This window comes from Streptomyces sp. NPDC049687 (assembly GCF_044465285.1).
GTDB lineage: Bacteria > Actinomycetota > Actinomycetes > Streptomycetales > Streptomycetaceae > Streptomyces.
The window spans coordinates 614366-632387 of the sequence record NZ_JBITLN010000002.1; the positions used below are offsets into that span (position 1 = coordinate 614366).

General features: G+C 71.3%; 17 protein-coding genes and 1 pseudogene. 11 read left to right on the plus strand and 7 right to left on the minus strand.

Annotated features, from left to right (window positions below):
- The first annotated feature begins 59 nt into the window (after positions 1–59).
- From ACIBVL_RS07865 to ACIBVL_RS07875, 3 genes are all read left to right on the plus strand, one after another.
- Positions 60–518 (plus strand): ATP-binding protein, encoded by a 459-nt coding sequence (locus ACIBVL_RS07865; RefSeq protein ID WP_399093560.1) that lies wholly within the window; start codon positions 60–62, stop codon positions 516–518.
- Positions 515–1003, plus strand: a complete 489-nt coding sequence (locus tag ACIBVL_RS07870) for a hypothetical protein (protein WP_399093563.1) — start codon at positions 515–517, stop codon at positions 1001–1003. The genes ACIBVL_RS07865 and ACIBVL_RS07870 overlap by 4 nt, the downstream gene beginning before the upstream one ends.
- 104 nt (positions 1004–1107) lie before the next feature.
- A complete protein-coding gene (locus tag ACIBVL_RS07875) occupies positions 1108–2073 on the plus strand; it encodes a pirin family protein (protein WP_399093566.1) in 966 nt (321 codons plus the stop codon).
- A gap of 131 nt (positions 2074–2204) precedes the next feature.
- Here the strand turns inward: ACIBVL_RS07875 and ACIBVL_RS07880 are convergent, their stop codons facing one another.
- From ACIBVL_RS07880 to ACIBVL_RS07890, 3 genes are all read right to left on the minus strand, one after another.
- Positions 2205–2744: a GNAT family N-acetyltransferase gene (locus ACIBVL_RS07880; protein ID WP_399093569.1), complete on the minus strand. Its 540-nt coding sequence runs from the start codon at positions 2742–2744 to the stop codon at positions 2205–2207.
- An 86-nt stretch (positions 2745–2830) separates the two neighbouring features.
- Positions 2831–3205 (minus strand): VOC family protein, encoded by a 375-nt coding sequence (locus ACIBVL_RS07885; RefSeq protein ID WP_399093572.1) that lies wholly within the window; start codon positions 3203–3205, stop codon positions 2831–2833.
- Positions 3206–3461: 256 nt separating this feature from the next.
- Positions 3462–5690, minus strand: a complete 2229-nt coding sequence (locus tag ACIBVL_RS07890) for a M4 family metallopeptidase (RefSeq protein ID WP_399093575.1) — start codon at positions 5688–5690, stop codon at positions 3462–3464.
- Positions 5691–6482: 792 nt separating this feature from the next.
- Between ACIBVL_RS07890 and ACIBVL_RS07895 the strand changes: the two genes are divergently transcribed.
- Positions 6483–7499, plus strand: a complete 1017-nt coding sequence (locus tag ACIBVL_RS07895; RefSeq protein WP_399093578.1) for a DNA-directed RNA polymerase subunit alpha — start codon at positions 6483–6485, stop codon at positions 7497–7499.
- Positions 7500–7652: 153 nt separating this feature from the next.
- Here the strand turns inward: ACIBVL_RS07895 and ACIBVL_RS07900 are convergent, their stop codons facing one another.
- Positions 7653–9785 carry a SpoIIE family protein phosphatase gene (locus tag ACIBVL_RS07900; RefSeq protein WP_399093581.1) on the minus strand — a complete coding sequence of 711 codons (2133 nt, stop codon included), beginning with the start codon at positions 9783–9785 and terminating at the stop codon, positions 7653–7655.
- A 223-nt stretch (positions 9786–10008) separates the two neighbouring features.
- A complete protein-coding gene (locus ACIBVL_RS07905) occupies positions 10009–10572 on the minus strand; it encodes a hemerythrin domain-containing protein (RefSeq protein ID WP_399094830.1) in 564 nt (187 codons plus the stop codon).
- Positions 10573–10804: 232 nt separating this feature from the next.
- On the opposite strand from ACIBVL_RS07905, the gene ACIBVL_RS07910 reads away from it, so the two are divergent.
- The 5 genes and pseudogenes from ACIBVL_RS07910 (at position 10805) to ACIBVL_RS07930 (ending at position 13657) form a co-directional block, all read left to right on the plus strand.
- Entirely contained in the window at positions 10805–11899 is a 1095-nt protein-coding gene (locus ACIBVL_RS07910; RefSeq protein WP_399093584.1) for a glutamate--cysteine ligase, read from the plus strand.
- Between the two features lie 17 nt (positions 11900–11916).
- Positions 11917–12221: pseudogene (locus tag ACIBVL_RS07915) on the plus strand (SDR family oxidoreductase); the annotation flags it as partial.
- Positions 12222–12318: 97 nt separating this feature from the next.
- Positions 12319–12801 carry a MarR family winged helix-turn-helix transcriptional regulator gene (locus tag ACIBVL_RS07920; RefSeq protein ID WP_399093587.1) on the plus strand — a complete coding sequence of 161 codons (483 nt, stop codon included), beginning with the start codon at positions 12319–12321 and terminating at the stop codon, positions 12799–12801.
- A complete protein-coding gene (locus ACIBVL_RS07925) occupies positions 12798–13244 on the plus strand; it encodes a MarR family transcriptional regulator (RefSeq protein ID WP_399093590.1) in 447 nt (148 codons plus the stop codon). The genes ACIBVL_RS07920 and ACIBVL_RS07925 overlap by 4 nt, the downstream gene beginning before the upstream one ends.
- A gap of 50 nt (positions 13245–13294) precedes the next feature.
- Positions 13295–13657: a tetratricopeptide repeat protein gene (locus tag ACIBVL_RS07930; RefSeq protein WP_399093593.1), complete on the plus strand. Its 363-nt coding sequence runs from the start codon at positions 13295–13297 to the stop codon at positions 13655–13657.
- 67 nt (positions 13658–13724) lie between these two features.
- Here ACIBVL_RS07930 and ACIBVL_RS07935 read toward each other — a convergent pair whose 3' ends face one another.
- Entirely contained in the window at positions 13725–15161 is a 1437-nt protein-coding gene (locus ACIBVL_RS07935) for a PepSY-associated TM helix domain-containing protein (RefSeq protein WP_399093596.1), read from the minus strand.
- 132 nt (positions 15162–15293) lie between these two features.
- Between ACIBVL_RS07935 and ACIBVL_RS07940 the strand changes: the two genes are divergently transcribed.
- A complete protein-coding gene (locus tag ACIBVL_RS07940; RefSeq protein ID WP_399093599.1) occupies positions 15294–15938 on the plus strand; it encodes a peptide deformylase in 645 nt (214 codons plus the stop codon).
- Positions 15939–15946: 8 nt separating this feature from the next.
- Here the strand turns inward: ACIBVL_RS07940 and ACIBVL_RS07945 are convergent, their stop codons facing one another.
- On the minus strand, positions 15947–17365 hold the full coding sequence (locus ACIBVL_RS07945; protein WP_399093602.1) for a dihydrolipoyl dehydrogenase family protein: 1419 nt from the start codon (positions 17363–17365) through the stop codon (positions 15947–15949).
- Positions 17366–17508: 143 nt separating this feature from the next.
- On the opposite strand from ACIBVL_RS07945, the gene trxA reads away from it, so the two are divergent.
- A complete protein-coding gene (gene trxA / locus ACIBVL_RS07950) occupies positions 17509–17889 on the plus strand; it encodes a thioredoxin (RefSeq protein WP_399093605.1) in 381 nt (126 codons plus the stop codon).
- Positions 17890–18022 lie beyond the last annotated feature (133 nt).

Here is an 18022-nt window from a genome sequence, read left to right on the forward strand (position 1 = left end):
CCATGCCGTCAACCGCCCTTCCGGCAACCCGTCCTGACCTCGCCTCAGGGAGATGCCCCGTGCCATCACCTGCGCAGTTCCGGAGCCACGAGTCCCTACGCGACTCGCCGAGAACGGCAACCCTGCACCTCAAAGGCAGCCGGGAGGGATTCGCCGAGGCACGGGACTTCACCCACCGCACGCTCGACGGCTGGTCCCTGGACCACTGCACGGACGACGCGGTCACGGTCGTCACCGAACTCGCCGCCAACGCCGTGCTGCACGGACTTCCGTATCCGAGGACGGACCACTTCGACGTGCGGCTCAGACTCACCCTGCGCCGATCGCATCTGATGTGCGCCGTCACCGACCCCAGCGACAGTCTGCCCGTCTACCCGCACACCGGGGACGACCTGCTCGAGCACGGCCGCGGGCTGCACATCGTCGAAGCCCTCTCGGAGCACTGGGGCTGGACCCGCCGCTCCCCCGTGGGCAAGACGGTCTGGGCCATGCTGCCGACCCGCACCGCACTGACATGACCGCCACGAACACCACCCCGCCCCTCAAGGACCTGGGACAGGTGCCCTGGCCCGAGATCCAGGACACCACCGGATCCGCCGCCGGCATCCCCGCCCTGCTCACCACCGTCGCCCGCGGCGACGCCGACACCGCGGAGACCGCACTCGGCCAGCTGCGCCGCCGCATCTGCCGGTACGGCTTCGTCGTGGACCAGGCGACGGCGGCCACGGTCCCCTTCCTCTGGGAGCTGGTGCGCCTCCCCCAGGTCACCTGCCGGGTGGAGATACTGCGCCTGTTGAAGAGCATCGCCGACACCCGCCAGTGGGAGACCACCGCGGCCGCGTACCCCAAGCTGCTGCGCCACCCCGACAATCACCTCGCCTGGGAACGCCAGGCCCGCCACGCCGTCCGCGCCCAGCGCGGCCTCCTCCAGGACCTTCTCAGGGAACGGGACACCGAGATCGTCGAGGCCGGCCGGGAACTCGCGGCGACGCTGAAGGACTGAGTCCCGGCCTGCGGGGGCCGACACGCCGCCGCACCCGGCCGCCGGAGGCCCGGCAGGCACCGCGAGGGGGCGAACGTCGTCTGTCGGGGCACTAGGTTGTCCGCATGAGCAACCTTGACCGTGCGCCCGTGCCGAGCGTCTGCGGCGGGCGCGGGTTCGTCGTCGCCGAACCCGTCCGCGAACTGCTGAGCCCCCGGCAGGTGAAGCTCGGCGAGTCGACCGAGGTACGCCGGCTGCTGCCGAACCTCGGCCGGCGCATGATCGGCGCCTGGGCCTTCGTCGACCACTACGGCCCCGACGACATCGCCGACGAACCGGGCATGCAGGTCCCGCCGCACCCGCACATGGGTCTGCAGACCGTCAGCTGGCTGCACGAGGGCGAGGTGCTGCACCGCGACTCGACGGGGAGCCTGCAGACCATCCGGCCCAGGGAGCTCGGCCTGATGACCTCGGGGCGCGCGATCAGCCACTCCGAGGAGAGCCCGAAGGCACACGCCCGGTTCCTGCACGGCGCCCAGCTCTGGGTGGCGCTGCCGGACGCCCACCGCCACACCGAGCCCCGCTTCGAGCACCATGCCGACCTGCCCGCGGTCACCGCTCCCGGCCTCACGGCGACCGTGATCCTCGGCGACCTCGACGGCTCCCGCTCACCCGGAACGGCGTACACCCCGATCGTGGGCGCCGATCTCGCTCTCGCCCACGGCACGGACGTACGGCTCCCGCTGGTGCCCGAATTCGAGTACGGCGTACTGGCGATGTCCGGCGAGGTGCACGTCGACGGCGTACCCGTCCTGCCTGGCTCGATGCTCTACCTCGGCTGCGGCCGCACCGAACTCCCCCTGCGCGCCGAATCCGACGCCGGCCTCATGCTCCTCGGCGGCGAGCCCTTCGAGGAGGAGCTGATCATGTGGTGGAACTTCGTCGGGCGGTCCCAGGAAGAGATCGAGCAGGCTCGCGAGGACTGGGCAGGAGGGACCCGTTTCGGCGAAGTGCAGGGCTACGACGGAGCACCGCTCCCCGCCCCCGCCCTGCCGAAAACTCCGCTGAAACCACGCGGAAGGGTGCGCTGACCTGGGTAGTCAGGGACGCCCCTTTGGTGGCACGACCCCTCGGGGTCCCACCCAGGAACCTCCGAGGCTGTCCGCGTTCCTGTCGGCTCCGCATCCGCCTCGACCGTCGGACGGCAGCCGGTGCCACCGCACTAGGGCATGTCCGGCTTCCAGTCCTGGGCGAGGAGCCCGAGCAGCACCTCGTCCAGGAACTCGCCCATCACCCAGGCCGAGGAGCGCAGCACGCCCTCGCGGACGAACCCGTTGCGCTCGGCGGAACGCAGCATCGCGGCGTTGTCCGACAACGTCTCGATCTGCAGCCGCTGCAGGCCACGCACCACGAAACCGTAGTGGCACAGCACCGCGACCACGTCGGTGCCGTAGCCCCTGCCGCGCGAGGACGGCAGCAGCCCCAACCCGATGTGCGCGGACCGGTTGTGATTGTCGATGCCCCACAGCGTCGCGGTACCGACCAGCGTGCCGCCGTCCAGCTCCACCACGGAGAACGGGACGAGCCCCTGCTCCTTGTCGTCCACCACGAGCCGCGAGTCCTTCGAACCCGGCGTGATCGGCCGCCACGGCCCGCTTTCCGCACGAGAGGCGTTGACCACGTCGTCGTAGAGCTCGGACCGCAGGACCGGGATGTCCTCCTCGTGCCGGGCCCGCAGCCCGACCTTCTTCCCCTTCAGCATGCGAGCTTCCTATCCGACCGCGCCGGCCTGCGGCAAACGAATAGGAGGCCGGCTCAGTCGCGGGCCAGGACGGTGGGCGCGAGGGCTCAGTGGAGGCAGAGGCAGAAGGGATGGCCGGCCGGATCCGCGTAGACGCGCCAGTTGGCCCCCGGGTGGAGCTGGTCCGTCCGCTCCAGCACGGTCGCGCCGAGGGCGAGCGCCCGCTTCTCCTCCCCATCGAGATCGTCCACATCGAAGTCCAGGTGGAGCTGCTGCGGGCGCTCCTGGCCGGGCCATTCGGGCGGTTGGTAACCGTCCACCCGCTGACAGGCCAGCGGTGTCCCCTCGAACCCGTGCACCTCGGCCCAGTCGGGCTCCTCGGGGTCCGCGATCACCCGGCCGCCGAGCAGCTCCGCGTAGAACTCAGCGAGCCGTACCGCATCAGCGCAGTCCAGCGCGACCGCCTGCAGCTTTCGAATCACTTGCGACATCCCTCGCTCTTCGGTCGCTTCCGCGACGCCCCCCGTACGGGAGGGTCGTACCCGCCACCGCGGCGGCCATGCGCGACGGCACGCCGGACCAGCGGCCGCCCGCCGCCCTTGCCGGGCGCCCTGTTGGTGATCACCGGTGGGAGGCCGACGACAGCCGGCCCGCGCCGGACATGCCGAGTGTGCGGCTCCGCCCGGAGATCGGGCGGAGCCGCACAGCGTGAACGGTGCGCGGTGCGGAGCCGGACCGTCAGAAGCTCAGTTTCCAGGAGTCGATGTACCCGACGTCAGCGCTGTAGACGTCCTGGACGCGCAGCTTCCAGGTGCCGTCGGCGGGTTCGGCGGAGGCGTCGACGGTGTACGTGGCGTGTACGTCGCTTGCGCTGTCGGTGGCGCTCGAGTTCTTCAGCCGGAACGTGGTGCCGCCAGGGGCGACGAGGTCGATGACCAGGTCACCGCGGTAGGTGTGGACGATGTCGACCGAGACTTCGAGCTGCCCCGGGGCGTTGCCGCCCCGACCGGTCACCAGCAGCGGCGACTCGGCGGGATCTCCGGCGTCGGCGACCTCGACATCGCCGGGATTGACGAAGAAGTCGCCGCCTGACGGTACGACGGTCCAGTCGATGGTCTTCCCGGTCGACTGCCCGTCGGCGGTGGTCGCCTTGACCGTCGGTGCGTAGTCACCCGCCTTCTCGGGGAGGCCGGAGATCACACCGGTGGCGGAGTCGATGGACAGCCCCTCCGGCAGGCCGGTGGCGGAGAAGGAGATCCTCCCCGGTCGGCTGGTCGTCGCCGCGATCCGTACCTCGGCCGGCTGACCGACCGCCGAGGTCTGCGCGCCCGGAACGGTCAGGGCGATGTGGTTGACGAAGCGCGTGCCGACGTTGACGGCCGCCCAGGCGTTGCCGACGGCCTCGTACGCCTCGCTGGACCGGCCGAACAGGTCGGCGGCGGCCTGGAGGGTGGCCTCACGGGCATCCGCGTAGTCGGTGGTCGAGGTCATGTACGTGGTCAGCGCCCGGTACCAGACGTTCTGCGCGTTGTGCAGGCCCAGGCCGGCCACCGGCTGTCCGTCGTAGGTGGGGCTGTCGTAGGTCACGCCGTTGACGGTCTTCCTGCCGCTGCCCTCGGCCAGCAGATAGAAGAAGTGGTTCGCCACGCCGGAGGAGAAATGCGGGTTGAGCGAGGCGGTCTCGGAGGACCAGTAGTCCTGCGAAAGGCCGTCCTTCGAGGGCTCGTCCATGTAACGCAGCGGCGTGCCGTCGCCGTTGATGTCGATGAGCTCGCCGACCTCGTAGTCGGGGACGTCGCTGGGATTGTGCGTGAAGAACTCGACAGCGGCGGCCATGATGTCGCTGCTGCCTTCGTTGAGTCCGCCCGACTCACCGGCGTAGATGAGGCCCGCGGTGGCGGACGTGACGCCGTGTGTCATCTCGTGGCCGGCGACGTCGAGTGCGGTGAGCGGGTTGAGGTTGTCCTCGCCGTCCCCGTAGAGCATGCAGAAACAGTCGTCGTCCCAGAAGGCGTTGACGATCTCGTCGCCGAAGTGGACGAGGGACTTCGCCGCCCGGCCGTCCCCGGATATGCCGTTGCGGCCGAACTGGTCGTGGTAGAAGTTCCACGTCTGTTGCGCGCCGTAGGCGGCGTCCACCGCCGCGGTCTGGCCGTTGGCCGGCCTTCCGTCGCCCCAGACGTCGTCGTCGTCCGTGTACAGGGTCTCGCCGCCGACCTCGGTGTGGTGGGCGTCGAAGACCGAGTTGTTGCGCTGGGCGTCGTGCAGTGTGTAGACATCGTTGTCGCGGCTGGTCTGCAGGTTGACCGTGCCGTTGAACTGGCCGTGGCCGATGCCGGGGAGGACGGTCTCGAACTTCTGGAGCTGCTTGCCCGAGGTGGCGTCGGTGACGACATGGAGCCTGCTGGGGCCGCCGTCCTCCTGACGGCCGGTGGTGACGGACTCCCAGGCCAGGGTCGGCGTCCCGCCGGCGGCCCAGACCACCAGCCGGGGCGCGCCGTCCATCCGGGCCTGCTCACCGCCCTCGGACTTCGCGATGCGCAGCGCGGCCTTCCCGGCCACGGCGGCGGGGACTTCGGCCTTGGTGGTGGGAACCGTGATCCGCGCGCTTGTCGCCCTGCTCACCGTCCGGCCGTCGGCGCGCTCATGGACCACCAGGTCGCCGCCGAGGACGGGCAGTCCGGCGAAGGTGCGTTCGTAGCGGGTGTGCACCGTGCCGTCGGAGTCCTTGAGGACGTCCTTCGGGAGCAGTTCCTCCTTCGCGCCCAGCCCGATGGAACCGGCCGTGCGGGCACTGGCGTCGGCCGCGGACTTCAGCAACTTGGCGCGCTGGGAGGCGGTGAGGTCGACGGGCTCGGCCCCCGGTCGCAGGGTGGGGGATATCTTCGGGGGGTTTCGCTTCGGGTCCGGCGCGGCCTGGGCGCCGGCGGCGGGGAGACCGGCGGTCGCCAACGCGGTCGCAGCCACACAAGCGGCTGCGGCAAGACGTCTGGTCCGGGAGGATCGGGGATCGCGGGCACGTAAGGAACTTGTCACTCCGGCTCTCCTTCTGACCGTTCGTGGGCGGTCATTCGAGACAACGGCTGCCGTGCGGTGTGAAGATCCTGTCAGTGAGCTGTGTGCGCTGTCAGTGATCGAACGGTTGATTGACCTGAATTCGATCTTGCTTCGAACCGCGATCCCCGAAAGTCGGCTGCGATCACATGCGCCTTTACCCGGCTGGAACATGCAAGGGAAAGCAACAACTTCGGCCACTTTCCCGCCTGTTCAGGAGCCCGCACGGACCGCGTGCCCCGGCCCGGGCGGAAGCCGATGGAATTCCTCGACGCGCCGGGGCCCGGTATGCCGACTGGAAGCGGGGCTCGCCTCCGGAGCGGCGGCCTGGTGGGCGGTCAGGCGCGGGAACACGGTTCCTCGGCTCCGGCAAAAGCCGATCCCGGCCGGCCGCCGAGATCGTCGCGACCGGGATACCTACATGGGCCCCGCCTCGGTTGACGCGCTATGACGCGGGTCACAGCACGGCACTCGAACGACGGCCGGCCACCCCCGCGGCCGGCCTTCCTCGCCGTCTTGCGCGCCCGCGAGCCGGACCCGGGCAACGGAGAAACGGCCGGGGGTGGGGAGGGGAAGGGCGGCCCGAAGCCTCCTCGCCGGTCGGGAGACCGGCGGTTCGGCCTCTGCGGAGACCGTATCGCCCGTACCCTTCGTGGTATCTACGGCGTCAGACAGCGGGCGCCAAACCCCTGGAGGCAACACTTCGTGCTGATCGCTCAGCGTCCGTCCCTGACCGAAGAGGTCGTCGACGAGTTCCGCTCCCGGTTCGTGATCGAGCCGCTGGAGCCGGGCTTCGGCTACACCCTCGGCAACTCCCTCCGCCGTACCCTCCTCTCCTCGATTCCGGGTGCGGCGGTCACGTCCATCCGCGTCGACGGCGTCCTGCACGAGTTCACCACCGTGCCGGGCGTCAAGGAGGACCTCACCGACCTGATCCTCAACATCAAGCAGCTGGTCGTCTCCTCGGAGCACGACGAGCCGGTCGTGATGTACCTGCGCAAGCAGGGCCCGGGTCTGGTCACCGCCGCCGACATCGCGCCCCCGGCCGGTGTCGAGGTGCACAACCCCGACCTCGCCCTCGCCACGCTCAACGGCAAGGGCAAGCTGGAGATGGAGCTGACGGTCGAGCGTGGCCGCGGTTACGTCTCCGCCGTGCAGAACAAGCAGGTGGGCCAGGAGATCGGCCGTATCCCGGTCGACTCCATCTACTCGCCGGTGCTGAAGGTCACGTACAAGGTCGAGGCCACGCGTGTCGAGCAGCGCACCGACTTCGACAAGCTGATCGTCGACGTCGAGACCAAGCAGGCGATGCGTCCGCGTGACGCCATGGCCTCCGCCGGCAAGACGCTGGTCGAGCTGTTCGGTCTCGCCCGCGAGCTGAACATCGACGCCGAGGGCATCGACATGGGTCCGTCCCCGACGGACGCCGCCCTGGCCGCCGACCTGGTGCTGCCGATCGAGGACCTAGAGCTCACCGTCCGTTCGTACAACTGCCTCAAGCGCGAGGGCGTCCACTCCGTGGGTGAGCTCGTCGCCCGCTCCGAGGCCGACCTGCTGGACATCCGCAACTTCGGTGCGAAGTCCATCGACGAGGTCAAGGCGAAGCTGGCCGGCATGGGCCTGGGCCTCAAGGACAGCCCGCCCGGATTCGACCCGACCGCCGCCGCCCTCGGCGCGGACAACGACGCGGACGCGGGTTTCGTGGAGACCGAGCAATACTGAGTTCACCTCGAAGCCGCCGAAGCGGTCCGGGGCGCCCGTTCCGTCGGGATCCAGGGCTGCGACGGGGCTCCGCCGCCCGCGCCGCAGCTGCCTGCCACGCCGCTGAAACCGCTGGGAAGGGCGCTCTGACCTGTGGAAATCCAGGGGGCGTCGTCACAGGGGTTCAGTCGGCATGGGGGTGTACTGCACCACCAGGAGCGCGAGGTCGTCGGTGCGCCGTCCGGTCGTACGGGCCTTCCCGAGCAAGTCGTCGATCAGCAGGTCCAGATCCCGGTCGTCGGCGCGGGCGAGATGGTGGGCGAGGTGGGCGATGGAGTCGTCGAGGTCCGTCTCCGGTGTTTCGACGAGGCCGTCGGTGTAGAAGGCGAGCATCAGGCCGGCCGTGAGCGGGATCTCGGTCACGGGGAAGACGGCGTCGGGGTCGATTCCCAGGAGCGGTCCGGGTGGGACGACGACGGGCCGGGTATCGCCGTCGGGGAGGCGCAGAAGGGGCGGCGGGTGGCCCGCGCTGGCCAGGGTCACACGTCGGCGGGCGAAGTCGAGGTGGGCGTAGAGGCAGCTGGTGAACAGGTCGGGGACGAGGTCGGTGACGAGCCGGTTGGTCCTGGCGAGGACCTGGTCGGGGGGCGTGCCCAGGGTCGCGTGGGCGAGGACACCGGTGCGGACCTGGCCCATCAGGGCGGCGGCGGCGACGTTGTGGCCCTGGACGTCACCGATCACGGCCGCGGCGGCGGTGTCGCCGAGCCGGATCAGGTCGTAGAAGTCTCCGCCGATGTCCATGCCCCGGGTGGCGGGCAGGTAGCGGGCGGCGACCCGCAGACCGGTGACCTGGGGAAGGGTGCGCGGGAGCAGTGCCTGTTGAAGGCCGTGGGCGAGTTCGTGCTTGGTGTCGTACAGGCGGGCGCGGTCGAAGGCCTGGGCGATGAGTCCGGCGAGCGACGTCAGGACGGCGCGTTCTTCGGCCGGGAACGCGTGGGGGTGGTCGTAGGACAGGACGCAGCAGCCGACGGGTCGGCCGGAGATGATCAGCGGCAGGAAGGCCCAGGCCTGTTTGCCGCTGGCCCGCGGTGCCTCGGGGTAGACGCACCGCATTTCCTCGGGGTCGGCGAAGAACGCGGGGATGCCGGTGCTGAGGGCACGCCCGGCGGGGGTGAAGTCGGTGTCGAGGGGGAGGCCGTCGAGCCGCTCGATGACGTGGGCGGCGTAGCCGCGGTATCCGGTGATCCGCAGCCGGCCGGCGTCGGCGGTGGACAGGACCAGGCCCTGGGCGCCGAAGGCGGGCATGATCTGGTCGGCGACCAGGTCGATGACGTCCTGGACGCCCACGACCTCGGTCAGCGCGGCGGCCAGGTGGGTGAGCTGGTACAGCTGACCGGCGCGGGCCGGTGTGGCGGTGCCCGTGGACCGGCGCGGCGCCGGTGAGGGCGGGGGCTGTGCGCCGCTGGGCACGATGCGGACGCTGATGCCGCTGGCGTCCGGGTAGAGATGGATGTCCAGCCAGTGGTCCGGTGGCCGGCAGGCGGTGAACGACACGGACTCCCGGCTGATCACCGCGGCACGGTAGCGGTCCTCGTAGGTGGGGTCGTCGAGCCAGCGCAGGGACTGCCACGGCAGGGTGCCCAGCAGCTCACCGGCTTCCCGTCCCAGCAGGTCGCAGGCGCCGGAACTGACGTAGGTGAAACGCCCCTCCAGGTCCAGGGCGCAGCTTCCGCCGGGCAGGCGCTCCGCGAAGTCGGCGGCGGCCGTCGCCGGGCTCCCGGACCGGCGGCCGGTTGCCGTGGGGACGACTCGGAGCCGACCGCCCCGGGCCGGTGGCCTGCCGTGCTCGGCGGCGTCCTCCAGCAGTCGGGCCAGACGTCGGCAGCGCGACGCGATATGACCCCGCTCCCGCCCGGTCATGTACGACGGCCGGGTGGCCGGCCACATCAGCAGCAGCGCGCCCCAGCGTCGGGCACCGGTGACCGGTGCGGCGAGCAGCACCAACGGGTAGGGAAGCACCATCGCGGTGCGCGGATAGGAGCGGGCCATCTCCTCCTGGCCGGCCACCCACACCATCCGGTCCTCGCGGACCGCCTCGGCCACCGGTGCCGGAGCAGCCATGGACACCCTCGCCCACGGAGCGGCGAACTCGGCCGGAGCCCCGCACAGCACGTCCAGCCACAGCACCTGCTCGTCCGATGCGAGCAGGTACAGAGCGCCGACGGACGCGCCGGTCTGCCGTACCGTCTCCGAGAACTCGGTGTCCAGCTCGTTGTCGGCGGCGGCCGGATCACCCGCTCCGGTCACGAGGCACCTCCAGCATCGCGGGGGAGCTCCCCGGACGGCCGGGTCGATCCTCCGCTCCCCTCAGCGTGCGGCCTCCGCACGTCGGACCTGCCCGGACTCGCCCTATGAGGACGCTACGCCCCGCGGGAGCCGGTCGGCACGCCGTCCCCCGCGGAACCCGCCCAGGACGGCGCTCCGCCGGGTGGCCGAGCCGCACACGGGTGCGGAAGCCGCTCCAGTCTGTTCAGTCCTGCTTTCCGCGCCCGGTGAGCATGTCACGCAGGCGGTCGACCATGCCGGTGCCGGGCGCGAGGAGTTTGTTCGCCGGCGGGGTGTCCGGCGCGGAGGGATGCGGGCGGGTGGGAGCGTGCCGCTTGGCCGCGCGGACCTTCTCCCCCAGCTCCTCCAGGGCATCGGCGGAACAGACGTCGGCCAGCATGGGGAAGAGTCGATTCTCCTCGTCGCTGACATGCGCCGTGACCGCGTTCTTCAGCCGCAGAATCAGCGTGTCGAACCGTCCGTCGCCGGGTTGGCAGCTTTCGAGCTCCTTGAGCATGCGCTCGACTTCGGCATGGTCGGCGATCTCTTTGTCGGCGAGGTCGTCTCCTCCGTCGACGTACCGGCGCACCGCCGGGTACAGGTACTGCTCCTCGGCCACCGAGTGCCGGATCAGCTCCATGGTGAGCCGGTCAGCCAGTTCGCGTCGCTGCACGTCGGCCCCGGGCAACGCTTCGATCTGCGAGAAGAGGTCGTCCACCTCGCGGTGATCCGCGGTCAGTTCCCGGATGACGTTTCCGCCGTGTCCCATGGGATCTCCACTCCTTCGTCGTTCTGGACGCAGGACAACCGCGCGGTCCTGCGAGGACTCCACCGGCTTGGCGCCCAGCACGGATACCTCCCCGCGCACGCCGACAACATCACGCCGATTCACCAGAAATACTCCCATCTTTAATATTTTGCGATGTTTTATACCGAGGTGAGCGCGGCACTCGGGTCATCCATGGGAGTGCGCTCTTCGGGGTGCGGAACAGGGACGGCCGATGACGACGATCGGCGTGGAAGAGGAGTACCTGCTGCTCGACCCGGTCACGGGCCTGCCCGTGCCCCACGCGGACAAGGTGCGCGTCACGGCCGGTCTGGCGTCACTCGCGGCCGACCAGGAAGTGCAGTACGAGCTGTCGCAGGCGCAGGTCGAGGTGGCCACGCCGGTCTGCGCCACGCTGGAGGAGGTCGGGGGACACCTGCTGCGTCTGCGGCATGCCGTCGGCGCGGCCGCCGAGGCGCACGGCTGCCGGATCGCCGCTTGCGGGACACCGCCGTCGCGCCACGGTCGTCCCATGGCCGTCACCGACCGGGCCCGCTACCGGGCCATGGCTCTGCAGGCCCCTCAGCTGGTCGCGGAGCAGCTGGTGAACGGCATGCACGTGCACGTCGCCGTGCCCAGCCGGGAGGCGGGCGTGCACGTCCTCAACCGGATCCGGGTGTGGCTGCCGACACTGACGGCCATGTCCGCGAACTCTCCGCTGTGGGACGGCCACGACACCGGATTCGCCAGCTGGCGCACCGTGATCTTCGGTCGGTGGCCGGTCAGCGGCATACCACCGTCCTTCTCGGACTCGGGCGATTACGACCGGCGGGTTCGGCACCTCGTGGACAGCGGCCTGATCTCGGACGAGGGGCAGTTGTACTGGCAGGCCCGGCTTTCGGACCGATTTCCCACGCTCGAGGTGCGGTGCCTGGACGTGCAGCTGAACGCGGACGACGCGGTCATGTTCGCCGGCATCGTCCGGGCCCTCGTGGAGACCGCCCTCACGGAGGTGGCCGCGGGTGTCCCCGCCCCGGAATGCGCCCCGGAACTGCTGCAGGCCGCCATGTGGCACGCGGCCCGCCACGGTCTGAGCGACGCCTTGATCGATCCCGGAGGCGGTCGACAGCGTGCCGGCGACGTCCTGTACGAGCTCCAGCGGCACATCACTCCCGCACTCGACACGGCGGGCGACGGCCGGCAGGTCGCGTCCCTGGTCCACCGGCTCCTGCGGAACGGCAGCGGGGCGGACCGACAACGCGCCGCCCTCGCCGAAGGCGGACTCCGGGCGGTCACCGCCCTGATCACCGGTGAAAGCACCACGCCGTGATCCGGCTGCGCATCTGACGCGCCTCCTACCACGCCTCCAAGCACGGAGCGATCGGCCTGACCACCAGCGCCGCCCTCGAATACGCCCCGCGCGGCATCCGGATCAACGCCGTCCGCCCCGGCACCATCGACACCCCCATGGTCAGCGACATGATCGCCAAGGCGAGAACTCGACCGCGCCGAGGCCGAGGCCAACCAGCCCGTCAACCGCCTCGGCACGGCCGAGGAGATCGCCCAGGCCAGTCCTGTGGCTGTGCAGCCCCGGCGCCGGCTTCGTCGTCGGCGTCGCCCTCCCCGTCGACGGCGGTTACGTGGCCCGATAGCGGCCCGCGCCCGTGCCGCGCCACCCGCCGCGAGTCAGCCTCGGTCGCAGTCCTCCGACTGTAGCCATGGACATAATAGCCATGTACTCTATAGCCCATGAGCAAGGGTTCCGAACGGGCCACGCCCGGTTTCCTGGTGTGGCGGCTGTCGACGAAGTGGCGGGTGGCGGTGGACCGGGCGATGGCGCCGCTCGGGCTCACGCACGCGCAGTACTCGCTGGTGGCGTCGCTGTACGGCATGCAGCGCGACGGTGAACGCCCCAGCCAGCGCCGTCTCGCCGACCACACCGGCCTCGAGCCGCTCTACGTCTCGAAGCTGGCCCGCACCCTGGAGTCCGCCGGACTGATCGAGCGGACCCGGGATCCCCGGGACCCGCGCGCCATGCGGCTTGCCCTCACCGAACAGGGCCGGGACGTCACACAGCGGGCCATCACGGTGATCCAGGGGCTGCTGGAGCGGTTGCTGGAGCCGCTGGGCGGCCTGGACAGCCCGCGGACACGCACCTTCGCGAGCGAACTGACGGCCCTGCTCGACGTACCTCTCGACGTCGTCGCCGACCATCCCCAGGGGGAGACATGACCACCGCACCCACCGTCGACGGCCGCGCCATCGGGCTCGCGCACTACGCCGGCCGCTCCGTACTGGAGCACGTCCTCACCCGCCACGGGGCCACGTTCGCGCGGCACATCACCCTCCGGGCGGCGGTCGTCGCCGACGGACCCGTGACCGCGGACGCCCTCGTCGCCGAGGTCGTCGGGGCACTGAAGACCGACCCCGCCGCCGTCCGCGTGACGGTCGAGGAACTCCTCGCCGAGGAGCTTCTGTCAGCCGACGGTCCGCTGCTGCGGCCCACGGAGGCTGGCCGTCAACTGCTCGCCGTGGTCGGCGCGGAGACGGGCGAGATCTCCGCCCGGATCTACGCCGGCATCCCCGCGGAGGATCTGGCCGCCGGCGGGCGCGTGCTGACCCTGGTCACCGAGCGGGCCAATGCGGAACTGGCCGCGCTGACCCGCCAGGAGTAGTGGAATATTCAACCATCACGTCCGGTTGACGGCCTCGAAGGAGGTCACGAGTGGACACGAGGACATACGACACCGAGTACTACGCCCACGGAACGCCGGCCGAGCGCTGGGAGCGCGCGCGGCTGTTCTTCGACGCGCGGGACTACACCGCCGCCGCGCGGGTGCTGGTAGGGCTGGTCGAGGAGGTGCCGGAGCAGACCGGACCGCGGCTGCTGCTGGCCCGCGCCTACTACCACTCGGCCCAACTGCAGCGCGCGGAAGGCGAGTTGCGGGTGATCGTCGAGCGGGACCCGGTGGAACACTACGCCCGGCTGATGCTGGGCCGCACCCTGGAGCGGCAGGGGCGGCACACCGAGGCGGGACCGCATCTGCGGATCGCCTCGGCGCTCGCGGGAGACTTCCCGCAGGACTGACGCGGCATGGACGAGCGGCCCGGCGGTGACCATCGGTCACCGCCGGGCCGCTGCCGTGTGCGGCGGATCAGGCGGCCGCCCGCCGTCCCCGCCGGTGCGCGATCTCTCCGAGGACGACGTCCACGACCAGGAACCCCGCGAGCGGTATGCCGAGCAGCGGGACGAAGTAGCCGAGCGCGGCGACCGCCGCCATCAGCGGGACCAGGACGTACGGCGGGACCTGCGCCCAGGCGCCGCGCGGGATCGGCCGGCCGAATGAGGAGCCGCGGCCGCGCTGCCACCACATGCGGTAGCCCCACACGATCAGCAGGATCAGGGAGAGCGCGAGAAGCATCAGCGCGATCTGGTTGACCAGCCCGAACAGGACCCCGGTGTGCAGGTCGATGCCCCAGCGGGTCAGCTTGGCGAGCAGCGGGTAGTCGTCGAACCGCAGCACGTCGGTGACCTCGCCGGTGGCCGGGTCGACGGCGACGGAGTCCTGCTTCTCGGGCCAGCTGCGCCGCACCTGCTTGACGACGTACGCGGAAGACGCGTCGGCGGGCGGGACGATCTCGACCGGGTCGCCCAGCCCTTCGGCGCGGGCGGCCGCCAGGATCTTGTCCAGGCCGACACCGTGCTCGCCGTCACCGCCGGCGCCGGAGGCCGCGTCGTGGCCGGCGTGGTCGCCGCCGCCCGCGGACGCCGAGACGGACGGGGTGGACTGGCCGAGGGAGGTGCGCAGCTCGTCGATGTTGGCGCCCGCGTACGTCGACCAGGTCAGACCGGTCGCGGACAGGAAGAAGAACCCGGCGGCGGCCCACACGCCGACGGTGCCGTGCAGGCCGAGCGTGCGACGGCGGCCGCCGGTACCGCGCACCTTCCGCAGGGCACGCCGGCGGGAGAACCACAGCACGACACCGCCGCCCGCGATCACCCAGAGCCAGCTGGCGGCGAACTCGCTGTAGAGGCGGCCGTTCTCACCGAGGTGCAGGTTGCGATGGAACTCGCCGATCCAGGTGCGCAGGGGCAGCGCGCCGGTCGAGCCGTACTGCTCGAGCGCGCCGCGCACCTTGCCGGTGTACGGGTCGACGAACACGGCGAGCGTGTGGGTGGCGTCGACTCCCTCGACGCCGGACAGCAGCACACGGGTCGTGGCGCCGGGCTCCGGGGAGGGCCGTACGGCCGAGACCGTGCCCTCGGGGTGGGCCTTGCGGGCCGCGTCCACCTGCTCGGATATCGGCAGCTCGGTCTTGCCGACCGGCACGGTCATCTCGTGGGAGTACACGAGCTTCTCGGCCTGGAACGCGCCGGCGTACAGGAACCCGGTGAGTGCGGCGACGAGCAGGAAGGGCGCGACGAACACGCCCGCGTAGAAGTGCAGGCGCAGGATCAGCGGGCGCAACGGGGCCCAGCGGCCGGGGGACTTGGGCGCGGGCGCGGCGGCTGCCTCGGGGGCCTCGTCCGATGGGGGTCCCCCCGCCGGAACGGAGCCGGAAGTGGGGGAGGTCGAGGGAGCGGTGGACATCGGCGGGCTTCTCCGGGGTCAGGGGGACGTGTTGAGCCGTGACGGTCCAGTAGTCGGGCCGGGACGACGCCGAGTTCCCGCCACTTCCAGTGACCTGCGTCACATAGGCTCGGCTCGTGGCATGCTGGCCCGATGGCAGCCCCCAGTCCCCGCGTCCCCCTCGCCGAACGCGTCGAGGAACTCCTCGCCCCCGGCGGCCCGTTGCCCATCGTCGCGGCCGGCGCCCCGGTGCTGCGCTCCGGCACCGAGCGCTACGAGGGTCAGCTCGACCCGGCCCTGCTGGCCCGGTTCGTCGAGGCGCTGCGCGTCACCATGCACGCGGCGCCCGGCGTGGGTCTGGCCGCTCCGCAGGTCGGCGTGGAGCTGCGGATCGCGGTGATCGAGGACCCGGCCCCGGTGCCGGAGGAGGTGCGGATGGCCCGCGGCCGGGTTCCGCAGCCGTTCCGGGTGCTGGTCAACCCCTCGTACGAGCCCGTCGGTTCGGGCCGTGCCGCGTTCTTCGAGGGCTGCCTCAGCGTGCCCGGGTACCAGGCGGTGGTGGCCCGCCACGCCGAGGTGCGGCTGACGGGTGAGGACGAACACGGGCGGGCGCTCGACGAGGTGTTCGCCGGGTGGGCCGCCCGGATCGTCCAGCACGAGACGGACCACCTCGACGGCCTGCTCTACCTCGACCGGGCCGAACTCCGTTCACTGACGGCCAACCAGACGGCGCTGGAGCTGTGGGCGCATCCGACACCGGAGGCGGCGGCCGAGGCGCTCGGGTTCGAACTGCCGTAAACGGCCGGTCACTTGTCCCGGAACGCTTCCAGCAGCCGCAGCCACACCTCGCTGATCGTCGGGTAGGAGGGGACCGCGTGCCACAGGCGGGCGATCGGGACCTGGCCGGCGACGGCGATCGTCGCGGAGTGGATCAGCTCGCCGACGCCCGGGCCGACGAAGGTGACCCCGCGCAGGATCTCGTGCTCCAGGTCGACGACCATCCGGGCGCGGCCCTTGTAGCCCTCGGCGTACAGGCCCGCTCCGGCGACCGACGACATGTCGACGTCGACGGCGCGCACCCGGTAGCCGGCCTGTTCGGCCTCCGCGAGCGAGAGGCCCACGGCGGCCGCCTCCGGGTCGGTGAAGACGACCTGGGGGACGGACTCGTGGTCCGCCGTCGCGGCGTGGGCGCCCCACGGGTCGCTGTCCGGCGGCTCGGTCCCGGCGGCGCGGGCGGCGATGGCGGCGCCGGCGATCCGTGCCTGGTACTTGCCCTGGTGGGTGAGGAGGGCGCGGTGGTTGACGTCGCCGGTCGCGTACAGCCAGTCGGTGCCGGTGACGCGCAGGCTGTCGTCGACGGTGAGCCAGGAGCCGGGTTCCAGGCCGATCGTGTCGAGACCGATGTCGTCGGTGCGGGGGGCGCGGCCGGTGGCGAAGAGGATCTCGTCGGCCTCGATGCGGTCGCCGTGGTCGGTGACGACCACGACGGTGCCGTCGGAGCGGGTCACCGACTCCACCGAGGTCCCGGTCCGCACGTCCGCACCGGCCTCGGTGAGAGCCTCGGCGACCAGCTCGCCCGCGAAGGGCTCCATGCGGTTCAGCAGGCCCTTGCCGCGTACGAGGACGGTCACCCGGGCGCCGAGGGCCTGCCAGACCGTGGCCATCTCGGTGGCGACGACTCCTCCGCCGACCACGACGAGCCGGCCGGGCACGGACTGGGCGCTGGTGGCCTCCCGGCTCGTCCACGGCTTCACCTCCGCGAGGTTCGGCAGCTCGGGCAGGACGGCACGGCTGCCGGTGGAGACGACGACGGCGTGGCGGGCCGTGAGCGTCCTGTCCCCCACGGTCACCGTGCGCGGGCCGGCGAGTCTGCCGTGGCCGCGGTAGAGGTCGGCGCCGATGCTCTTCAGCCAGTCGGCCTGGCCGTCGTCCGTCCAGTCGCCGGTGTACCAGTTGCGGCGGGCGAGGACCGCCGCCGTGTCCAGGGGGCCCTGCACCGACTGGCGCAGGCCGGGCAGCCGGCGGGCGTCGGCCCGGGCGATGACCGGGCGCAGCAGGGCCTTGCTCGGCATGCAGGCCCAGTACGAGCACTCGCCGCCGACCAGCTCGCTCTCCACGACCGCGGTGGTGAGGCCGGCCGCACGGGTGCGGTCGGCGACGTTCTCCCCCACGGGCCCGGCCCCGAGCACCACGACGTCGTACGCGATGGTTTCCGTTTCCGTCATGGGGTCAGTCTGGTGGGTGGTGTGCGCGGTGGCCACACGGGTAGGGGCGCGGAATACGCCTCCGGTCGGCCGTGTTGTGCGGACGGCTTCACCCCATGCCGGGAAGCACCTGGCAGGAAGCACTGGGAAGAAGGAATCAGGTCATGAGCAGCACCGTGGAGCTCACCAAGGAGAACTTCGACCAGACGGTCACCGACAACGACTTCGTGCTGATCGACTTCTGGGCGTCCTGGTGCGGGCCGTGCCGTCAGTTCGCCCCGGTCTACGAGAAGGCCGCCGAGGACAACCCGGACCTGGTCTTCGGCAAGGTGGACACCGAGGCGCAGCCCGAACTGGCGGCGGCCTTCGGCATCCAGTCCATCCCGACACTGATGATCATCCGTGACCGCGTCGCGGTGTTCGCCCAGCCCGGCGCGCTGCCCGAGCCCGCCCTGGCGGATCTGATCGGGCAGGCGCGCAAGCTGGACATGGACGAGGTCCGCAAGTCGGTCGAGGAGCAGCAGGCCAAGGCCGGCGGCCAGTGACGGCCTGAATCCGGTGCCGCGGCCCTGGGGCGTGTTTCGAAAGTAGCGTCGTCCGCCCGGAGGGCGGGCCCGGCGGTGCCTGGTGCGTGCGATCGCAAGGCGGAGGGTCGCCCCGATACTGGATGTATCGGGG